Below are 8,859 nucleotides of genomic sequence, written 5' to 3'. Positions count from 1 at the left end.
GGAATGTGGCAGCGGCGGCTATCTGCCAGCATGAAGACCGGCCGCGACTGCCGCGTCGGCGATACGGTTACCCTGGCCGACAATCCGGCCAAAGAAGCCCTGCCGGGCTACCGCAAGGCTGTGCCCATGGTCTACTGCGGCCTCTACCCGGTCGAAACGAACGACTACGACAACCTCCGCGATGCCCTGGAGAAGCTCCACCTCAACGATGCGGCGCTGCTCTTTGAACCGGAAACGTCGTCGGCCCTGGGCTTCGGCTTCCGCTGCGGCTTCCTGGGACTCCTGCACATGGACGTCGTCCGCGAACGGCTGGAACGGGAATACAACCTGTCCCTGATCACGACGGCGCCGTCGGTCATTTACCACGTCTACTGCACGGACGGCACCATGGTCGAAGTGGACAACCCGTCGCAGATGCCGGACATGACGAAAATCGACCACATCGAAGAACCGCTGGTCAAGACGACGATCATCATCCCCAAGGACATGGTCGGCACGGTCATGGAAATCTCCCAGAACCGCCGCGGTCAGTACGTCACCATGGATTACCTCGACGACACGCGCGTTTCTTTGATCTACAACCTGCCCCTGTGTGAAATCCTCTACGACTACTTCGACGTCCTCAAGTCGGCGACCCGCGGCTATGCGTCCCTCGATTATGAGCTCAACGGCTACCAGGCCTCGCCTATGGTCAAAATGGACATCCTCATCAACGGCGACGTCGTCGACGCCCTGAGCGTCATCGTCCACAAGGATTTCGCCGCCCGCCGCGGCCGCGCCCTGGTCGAAAAACTGCGCAGCCTCATTCCGCGCCAGCTCTTCCAGATCCCCATCCAGGCCGCTGTGGGCAATAAGATCATTGCCCGCGAAAACGTGGCAGCCCTGCGCAAGGACGTCCTGGCCAAGTGCTATGGCGGCGATATTTCCCGTAAGCGCAAGCTCCTGGAAAAACAGAAGGAAGGCAAGAAGCGCATGAAACAGTTCGGTACCGTCGAAATCCCGCAGGAAGCCTTCATGGCCGTCCTCAAAGTCGACGAAGAATGACGCTGGGCCTATACGTCCACATCCCGTTCTGCCGCCATAAATGCCTGTACTGCGACTTTCCGTCCTATGCCGGCCTGGAGCGATACTGCCAGGGCTATGTCGAAGCCCTGTGCCGGGACATCGCGGCCTCGCCTTATACCGGGGAAGGGGCTGATACGGTCTACGTCGGCGGCGGTACGCCGTCAATGCTGGAAGCCGGCGACGTCAGCTGCATCCTGAAGACCCTGCGGCAGACCTTCTGCATTGCCAGCGATGCGGAAATCACGATAGAAGCCAATCCGGACAGTCTCGATTATGATAAGGCCGCGGCTCTGGCCGATTGCGGCGTCAACCGCCTGAGCCTGGGCGTCCAGTCCTTTTCCGACGCCATGCTGGCCTTTCTGGGCCGGGTCCATACGGCAGCCCAGGGCGAAGCGGCCATCCAGGCGGCCTACGCGGCTGGCATCCATAATTTGTCCCTGGACCTGATGTACGGCCTGCCCGGCCAGCACCTGGCCGACGTCCGCCGCGACGTAGAGCGCCTTTCCCAGCTGCCCGTGGTCCACGCGTCCATTTACAGCCTCATCGTCGAAGACGGGACGCAGCTCAAGGCGGGCCTGGAAAAGGGGACATGGCACCTGCCGCCTGACGGGACGGTCGAAGCCATGGGGAAGGCCGTCCACGACGCCATGCACGGTTATGGCTTCCATCACTACGAGATTTCCAGCTATGCCAAAGGGCCTTTCGAGTCGCGCCATAACAGCAAATACTGGACTTATGAGCCTTATATCGGCTTCGGCGTATCGGCCCATTCCTTCGATGGGACGACGCGCTGGGCCAATATAGCCAACATCCCGGCGTATATCCATAAGGCCGGCAGGGAGAGTGTCGTCGCCGAATCCGTCGCCATCGACGCCAAACGGGCCGTCGAAGATTACTGCTTCCTGGCCCTGCGCCGCCGGGTCGGCATCGATTACGGCGATTATGCCAGACGCTTCGGGAAATCCATCGAAGCCGACTTCGGTCCTGTCATCGACGGCCTCATCCGCCAGGGCCTCCTGGAACGCACCGAGCGGGGCTGCTGCCTCAGTGAAGACGGTTTAGGATATGGCAATTATGTATTCAGTAAATTTATACGCTGAACCTCAGAAATTGTTGACAAATGACACTAATCTGAGTATAATTTCATTGTGTGCAGTAAAAGCACTCCCTATCATACCTTGGAGGGAGGGATAATAGAATGGCAGAAATCAGAGTTGGTAAAAACGAAACGTTAGACAGCGCACTTCGCCGCTTCAAACGTTCTTGCCAAAAGGCAGGTGTTCTTTCCGAAGTACGGAAACGTGAACACTACGAAAAACCGAGTGTACGGAGAAAGAAAAAATCCGAAGCAGCACGGAAACGGAAGTACAGAGCATAATCGTCAAATGTAAGAAGGGTGATAGCATGTCTCTTAAAGAAGAACTGCTTCAGGACATGAAAGCGGCCATGAAAGCCAAAGAAGCCGGTAAAACGGCTTTATCCGTCATCCGCATGGTCCGTTCGTCCATCCGCAATACGGAAATCGACGGCAAATGCGAACTCGATGACGCTGGCGTCGGTGCCGTCATTGCCAAAGAAATGAAACAGCGCAAGGAATCGTTGGCAGAGTTTGAAAAGGCAGGCCGCAGCGACCTCGTCGAAGAAACGAAGGCCGAAATGGCCGTACTGGAAAAGTACATGCCCAAACAGCTCACAGCCGATGAAATCCACCAGATCGTCAACGATGCCGTTGCCGGTCAGAGCGGTCTCAAGATGGGCGACGTCATGAAGCTCGTCATGCCCAAGGTCAAAGGTAAGGCCGACGGCAAGCTTGTTTCACAGATTGTTCGAGAAATTTTACAAAATAATTAGTTTTGTTAGATTTTTCTAAAAAATCTATTGACAAATAGACTGATTGATTGTATTATTTTAGCATGATTTGAAAATAAAATAGGTCATGAAACAAGAGTCAAAGAAGACTCCGAACCTTAACCACAGGGGCGGAGTCTTTTTTTTCACCCAAAGGAGGAGTCATGATGGCTAAAGATGATTTAGTATATGTAATCCCTGCAGGTCAATATGGTAAAGAAGGTGTGCTGGCTTTACTCGAACAGCACCCGGAAATTAAATTTGTATCTCTCGTAGGCATCGACCTCGCCGGTAACGATACGGACGAAAAGATTCCTATCAGTGTATTCTTCGATGAATACGATAAATTCTTCAATGCTACGGCTTTCCAGACAGACGGTTCTTCCGTTGTCCTGCCGGGCATCGCTACCTTGTCCAATGCTCGTGTCGACATCAAAGCCGACCCCGGCGTCGACTGGTTCGTCGATTACAATGACGGCAATATCGATTCGGAAACGGGCAAACCCGTCGGTACGCTCCGTATCCCGAGCTTCCTCCGCCATGCTACGGGCTTTATCGACTCCCGTTCCATCCTTCGCAACACCTGCGACTACGTAGGCGACCAGATTTTGGCTCTTGTCAAGAAATACGGCATCAAAGGCACGTCCATCAATCCTGATGACATCGAAAAGATCGTCTTCACGACGGCTACAGAATTGGAATTCTGGGTCAAGACCCCGAGCCAGGACGTAGCTACCCGACTCTTGTCGGCATCCCAGAAGATGCAGGAACAGTACTGGCAGCGTACACACGGCGTCGTCCGCACGGCGCTTGAACAGACCGTCGAACGCCTTGAAAAATACGGCCTCGAACCGGAAATGGGCCATAAAGAAGTCGGCGGCGTCAAAGCCCAGATCGACGATTCCGGTAAATTGACCTTCGTCCTCGAACAGCTCGAAGTCGACTGGAAATACGCCAGCGACCCTGTACAGACAGCCGATAACGAAATCGCTGCCCGTATCATCGTCCGCGAAGTCTTCCGCGAAAACGGCCTCGAAGTCACCTTCCAGGCAAAACCGATCCACGGTGTTGCCGGCTCCGGTGAACATACGCATCTCGGCATCGGCGCTATCATGAAGAATGGCAAATTCGTCAACCTCTTCAACCCGGATGACATGAAGAGCGAATTCCTCTCGGCCGTCGGCTATGGCGCTATCATGGGTATCCTCAAACACTACGAAGTCATAAACCCCTTCGTATCGTCGACGACGGACTCCCTCAACCGCTTGAAACCGGGCTTCGAAGCTCCTGTCTGCATCGTTACGGCTCTCGGCGGCGAAACACCGGACGTTCCGACTCGTAACCGTTCCGTCCTGGCCGGCCTCATCCGTGACATCACCAGCCCGGCAGCTACGCGTTTCGAACTCCGCGCTCCCAACCCGTTCACCAATACGTACATCGCCATCGCTATGTGCTACCTCGGCGCTCTGGACGGCATCAAATACGCTCTCTCCAGCGGCAAATCGACGGCTGAACTCCTGGCTGAACTCTCCAAGAAACCGGGCGAAGACGCAGATTACCTGGAAAAAGACCGGGCATACCGCTCCGAAGTCGACGTCTTCGAAAACTTCAGCGACGAAGAACGCAATGCCATGTTCGGCAAAGCTCCGCGTACGGTATGGGAAAACTTCAAAGCCCTTACGACGTATCCGGAAAAACTGGACGACCTCGCTTGCGACGCTTTCCAGAAACGCATCATGGAATCCTTCAAACTCGGCGCTCTCAGCCGCTGGGCACTGGAACTCCAGTACCGCATCATTCCGGAAAACCTCTCGAAAGTCATCGCTGCCGAACAGCTCCATGCTGATGGCGACAGCAATGCTCTCGAAGTCGAACGCTGGACCAAGATTAACGCTCTCCGCACGGAATTAGGCCGCGACACCGAAAAGAGCCTGTCCATCTTCTCCAAGATCAAACAGGCCCTGGCTGCTGACGACTACGATACCGCATCGGACCTCATGGTCGAAATGAGCGACAAAATGGATCAGCTCACCGACATGTACTACGAATATTCTCATAACGCTTTCTAATATATCGTTTGGATGTAAAAAGGAGCTGTCGCATTGCGACAGCTCCTTTTTGAGTTTTAAGTTTATAGTTTTTAGTTTGCAGCAAATGGTAAAAAATTTAAAATCAGCTTCTACAAACTACAAACTCCACACTACAAACTATAAAGAGAAAGGGATATCACATGATGGCAAAAGCCTTCGTGCGACAAGCCCTTTTTTATAATGACAAGCAACCCCTCAGTCAGCTACGCTGCCAGCTCCCCTATAAAGGGAGCCTTAAGCCTCTCCTGATAGGAGAGGTGGCCCATAGGGCCGGAGAGGTTGCCTTTTGCCGCCCCTGGGACGGCACTTACGATGCGGCCTGCGAATGCGAACTGCGGCCTGCGAACTGCGTCCTTTAAAAATGGAAGGTCACGCCGGCGCCGACGCCGTGTTCGTTGTCGCCGTCTTCGGGCATGTAGTTATGGTAATTGACGTTCAGGCCCCAGCCGAAGGCGATGTTGTAATTGAGGCCGGCCTGGGCTTCGGCAAAGTGCGAGCCCTTGACGTAGGTCGCATAGGGCTGGAGGCCCAGGATGTGCGGCGCAGCGACGCCGATGCCGCCGTAGAAGGACGTCGAGCTCGACTGTTCGTCGATGTTGTTGCGCCAGCCGCCGAGGAGCTGGACTTTCGAGCCGATGACATTGTATTTGGCATAGATGTCGTTCTGGTTGCCGTACTGGTCGCGGTCGGCCCGTTTATAGCCGATGGTCGTCCGCGGCAGGACTTTGGCTTCGGCGTACTGTTCTTTCGTGCCGACGCCGAGGCTGACACCGGCTTCGGGCAGGACGGACAAGGCGAAGGCCTGGGGCAGGGCAAAAGCCGTGCAGGCCAGTAAGGCTGTGGTCAATTTCTTTAACATACGTATCGCTCCTTTGCGAAAAAATCATTTCAATTCCAGACCGACCGGGCAGTGGTCGCTGCCGGTGATGTCGGTGTATATGGCGGCTTTTTCCAGCCGGTCGTCGAGGTCCTTCGTAGTCAGGAAGTAGTCGATGCGCCATCCGGCATTGTTCTGACGGGCTTTGAAACGGTAGCTCCACCACGAATAGATGCCCGTCACGTCGGGGTAGAAGTGGCGCCACGTATCGGTGAAGCCCGCTGCCAGGAGGTCCGTCATCTTCTGCCGTTCTTCATCGGAGAAGCCGGCGTTCTTATGGTTCGTCTTGGGGTTCTTGAGGTCGATTTCTTCGTGGGCCACGTTGAGGTCGCCGCAGACGATGACCGGCTTGTCCCGGTGCAGTTCCAGCAGGTACTGGCGGAAGTCGTCTTCCCATTTCATGCGGTACGGCAGGCGGGCCAGTTCGCTCTGGGAATTGGGCGTATAGCAGGTCACGAAGTAGTATTCCGGGAATTCCAGGGTGATCAGGCGTCCTTCGTGGTCGTGCTCGTCGATGCCCATGCCGTAGCGGACGGACAGGGGAGACAGGCGGGTGAAGATGGCCGTGCCGCTGTAGCCTTTGCGGTCGGCATAGTTCCAGTATTGTTCATAGCCCGGCAGGTCCAGGTCGATCTGGCCGGCCTGGAGCTTTGTTTCCTGCAGGCAGAAGACGTCGGCGTCGAGGGCTTGGAACGTATCCATGAAGCCTTTCTTCATGACAGCCCGCAGGCCGTTGACGTTCCAGGAAATAAATTTTGTCATGCAAATCACCTTTCTTCCTTATATATCTAGGATATTGATACATTTTTTGTTATAATGAATGTAAACTATAACAATGATGACGTACAGCCATGGGGAGTGGGGGATGGAACCCCGCATACTCGTCCTTATTGTATAAAATCGCTGTGCGATTGTCAAAATAATGAAGCAGGTGATAGTATGGCAGTACATGAATTGGCAGGTACCAAAGTAAGAAAAGAAGACTACATTGATTTGAAAGCCATCGCTGCGGCATATCATACGACGCATCCCGATGTGGCGGATCCTCATCAGCAGGTCCGTTTCGGCACATCAGGCCATCGCGGCCAGGCCGGCAACGGCAGCTTTACCCAGGACCACGTGGCGGCTATTACCCAGGCTGTCTGCAACTTCCGCAAGCAGTTCGGCGCCGAAGGGCCGCTGTTCGTCGGCGAAGATACCCATTATCTGTCGAAACTGGCTTATGAAACGGTCTTGTCCGTCCTGGCAGCCAACGGCGTCACGGCTTACGTCGATAGTGTTGGCGATTTCGTACCGACACCGTCTGTATCGCGGGCCATCCTGCGCTACAACAGCCATCGTGGTGAACGCCTGGCCGACGGTTTGATCATTACGCCGTCCCACAATCCTCCGGAACATGGCGGCATCAAGTATAACCCCATTACCGGCGGGCCGGCCGGTTCGGATATCACCAAGGCTATCGAAAGGGAAGCCAACCGTCTCCTGGCCGGCCACAACGAAGGCGTCCAGATGATGGCCCATGACCAGGCCAAGGACAGCGCATTTGTCGTCCCTTATGATTACAAGGGCCTCTACGTGGCCGAACTGGACTCCATCATCGACATGGACGCCATCCGCGACGCTAAATTGCGCATCCTGGTCAACGCCCTGGGCGGGTCGGGCATGAACTACTGGCACCAGATTTCCGACACGTACCACCTGGACCTGGATTTCGTCAACGATACGTATGACCCGCAGTTCACCTTCATGAATTACGACCACGACGGCAAGGTCCGCATGGACTGCTCGTCGGCCTATGTCATGTCGGCCGTCACCGGCCAGGCCGCAGACTATAACCTCGTCCTGGCCAATGACCCGGACTACGACCGCTTCGGCATCGTCTCCGGCGCGGAAGGCATGATTTCGGCCAACGCCTTTTTGACCGTCGCGGCCCATTATCTCATGACGCACCGCAATTTCGAAGGCCTGGGCATCGCCAAGACCGTCGTCACGACGGATATGCTCGCCCGGGCAGCCAAGCTCCTGGACATCCCGCTCTATGAAGTCCCGGTCGGCTTCAAATATTTCGGCCCCCTCTATACAGATGGCAAGATCGCCTTTTCCGGCGAAGAAAGTGCCGGCGGCTCGTTCATCGCCAAGGACCGCAGCGTCTGGACGACCGACAAGGACGGCATGATCATGTGCCTCCTGGCCGCTGAAATCCGCGCCGTCACGGGCAAATCGCCCATCGAATATTACAACGACCTCTGTGAAAAACTGGGCCGGCCGTACACCATGCGCAGCGATGCACCGGCGACGCTGGAAGAAAAAGACAAGATCAGCGCCCTCACCGAAGCCGACGTCACGGAAAAGACCTTGTGCGGCAGCCCCATTACGGCCGTCCTCTCCAAGTCCCCGTATGGTGATTTCGCCATCGGCGGCGTCAAGATCACGACCGACGACGGCTGGGTCGCCGCCCGCCCGTCCGGCACCGAAGACCTGTACAAATTATACGCTGAAAGCTTCGTTTCGCCCGACCAGGCCGGCAAGCTCCTGGAAGAAGGCAAGGCCCTCATCAGCAAGGCATTGAATAAATAGCTCAGAGTTGCAAGTTTGTCGTCAATTCTATCATTTCGTATGCAGACAGTGGAATTCAGTACGCTACCTGTGCTATAATAGGGAAGCATGGAATTTAATAACGAAAAGGAGTGGACAGCTGTGAAAGTTGTAATCACCGTAGTTGGCGTGGACCGCACTGGTATCATCGCCGCCGTCAGCCAGATCATGGCAGAAAATAAAGTCAATATCTTGACGATCAACCAGGTCATCTTAGATGGCATTTTCAACATGGCCATGATCGTGGACATGGATAATTCCGATATTACCTTAGATACCTTACAGGATTTGCTCAAACAGAAGGGCGATGCCCTCGGCGTTGAAATCCGGGCGCAGAACCAGGCTATTTTTGACGCAATGCATCGTGTAGGCTAAGGAGAAATG

The 8,859-nt window shown here is 55.1% G+C and carries 9 protein-coding genes; 7 read left to right on the top strand and 2 right to left on the bottom strand.

Annotated elements, in window-relative coordinates; translation table 11 throughout:
• From lepA to WMO23_RS05230, 5 genes are all read left to right on the top strand, one after another.
• On the top strand, positions 1-1,044 hold a 1,044-nt coding region (gene lepA, locus WMO23_RS05250), incomplete at its 5' end, for a translation elongation factor 4 (RefSeq protein ID WP_349173401.1).
• Positions 1,041-2,165 (top strand): radical SAM family heme chaperone HemW, encoded by a 1,125-nt coding sequence (hemW, locus tag WMO23_RS05245; protein ID WP_020311402.1) that lies wholly within the window; start codon positions 1,041-1,043, stop codon positions 2,163-2,165. The genes lepA and hemW, both read left to right, overlap by 4 nt.
• A gap of 98 nt (positions 2,166-2,263) precedes the next feature.
• Complete coding sequence (gene rpsU / locus WMO23_RS05240; protein ID WP_020311403.1) at positions 2,264-2,443, top strand: 30S ribosomal protein S21; 180 nt, start codon at positions 2,264-2,266, stop codon at positions 2,441-2,443.
• 26 nt (positions 2,444-2,469) lie between these two features.
• Positions 2,470-2,916 (top strand): GatB/YqeY domain-containing protein, encoded by a 447-nt coding sequence (locus tag WMO23_RS05235; protein ID WP_020311404.1) that lies wholly within the window; start codon positions 2,470-2,472, stop codon positions 2,914-2,916.
• A gap of 164 nt (positions 2,917-3,080) precedes the next feature.
• Positions 3,081-4,982, top strand: coding sequence for a type I glutamate--ammonia ligase (locus WMO23_RS05230; protein ID WP_020310698.1), 1,902 nt, complete (start codon positions 3,081-3,083; stop codon positions 4,980-4,982).
• 376 nt (positions 4,983-5,358) lie between these two features.
• Here the strand turns inward: WMO23_RS05230 and WMO23_RS05225 are convergent, their stop codons facing one another.
• Positions 5,359-5,862: a hypothetical protein gene (locus tag WMO23_RS05225; protein WP_020310699.1), complete on the bottom strand. Its 504-nt coding sequence runs from the start codon at positions 5,860-5,862 to the stop codon at positions 5,359-5,361.
• Between the two features lie 24 nt (positions 5,863-5,886).
• Positions 5,887-6,642 carry an exodeoxyribonuclease III gene (locus WMO23_RS05220; protein WP_292106119.1) on the bottom strand — a complete coding sequence of 252 codons (756 nt, stop codon included), beginning with the start codon at positions 6,640-6,642 and terminating at the stop codon, positions 5,887-5,889.
• Between the two features lie 177 nt (positions 6,643-6,819).
• On the opposite strand from WMO23_RS05220, the gene WMO23_RS05215 reads away from it, so the two are divergent.
• Together WMO23_RS05215 and WMO23_RS05210 are read left to right on the top strand one after the other, a co-directional pair.
• Positions 6,820-8,457 (top strand): phosphoglucomutase, encoded by a 1,638-nt coding sequence (locus WMO23_RS05215; RefSeq protein WP_292281568.1) that lies wholly within the window; start codon positions 6,820-6,822, stop codon positions 8,455-8,457.
• 120 nt (positions 8,458-8,577) lie between these two features.
• Positions 8,578-8,850, top strand: coding sequence for an ACT domain-containing protein (locus WMO23_RS05210; RefSeq protein WP_014016854.1), 273 nt, complete (start codon positions 8,578-8,580; stop codon positions 8,848-8,850).
• Positions 8,851-8,859 lie beyond the last annotated feature (9 nt).

The sequence above is a fragment of the Megasphaera intestinihominis genome, assembly GCF_040096415.1.
GTDB classification, from domain to species: domain Bacteria; phylum Bacillota; class Negativicutes; order Veillonellales; family Megasphaeraceae; genus Megasphaera; species Megasphaera intestinihominis.
This window is presented reverse-complemented; position numbering and strand designations above follow the sequence as displayed.

Excerpts from the sequence above, each read along its gene's own strand:
- hemW (WP_020311402.1), top strand. The coding sequence starts at position 1,041 with ATGACGCTGGGCCTATACGTCCACATCCCGTTCTGCCGCCATAAATGC.
- rpsU (WP_020311403.1), top strand. The coding sequence starts at position 2,264 with ATGGCAGAAATCAGAGTTGGTAAAAACGAAACGTTAGACAGCGCACTT.
- WMO23_RS05235 (WP_020311404.1), top strand. The coding sequence starts at position 2,470 with ATGTCTCTTAAAGAAGAACTGCTTCAGGACATGAAAGCGGCCATGAAA.
- WMO23_RS05230 (WP_020310698.1), top strand. The coding sequence starts at position 3,081 with ATGGCTAAAGATGATTTAGTATATGTAATCCCTGCAGGTCAATATGGT.
- WMO23_RS05225 (WP_020310699.1), bottom strand. The coding sequence starts at position 5,862 with ATGTTAAAGAAATTGACCACAGCCTTACTGGCCTGCACGGCTTTTGCC.
- WMO23_RS05220 (WP_292106119.1), bottom strand. The coding sequence starts at position 6,642 with ATGACAAAATTTATTTCCTGGAACGTCAACGGCCTGCGGGCTGTCATG.
- WMO23_RS05215 (WP_292281568.1), top strand. The coding sequence starts at position 6,820 with ATGGCAGTACATGAATTGGCAGGTACCAAAGTAAGAAAAGAAGACTAC.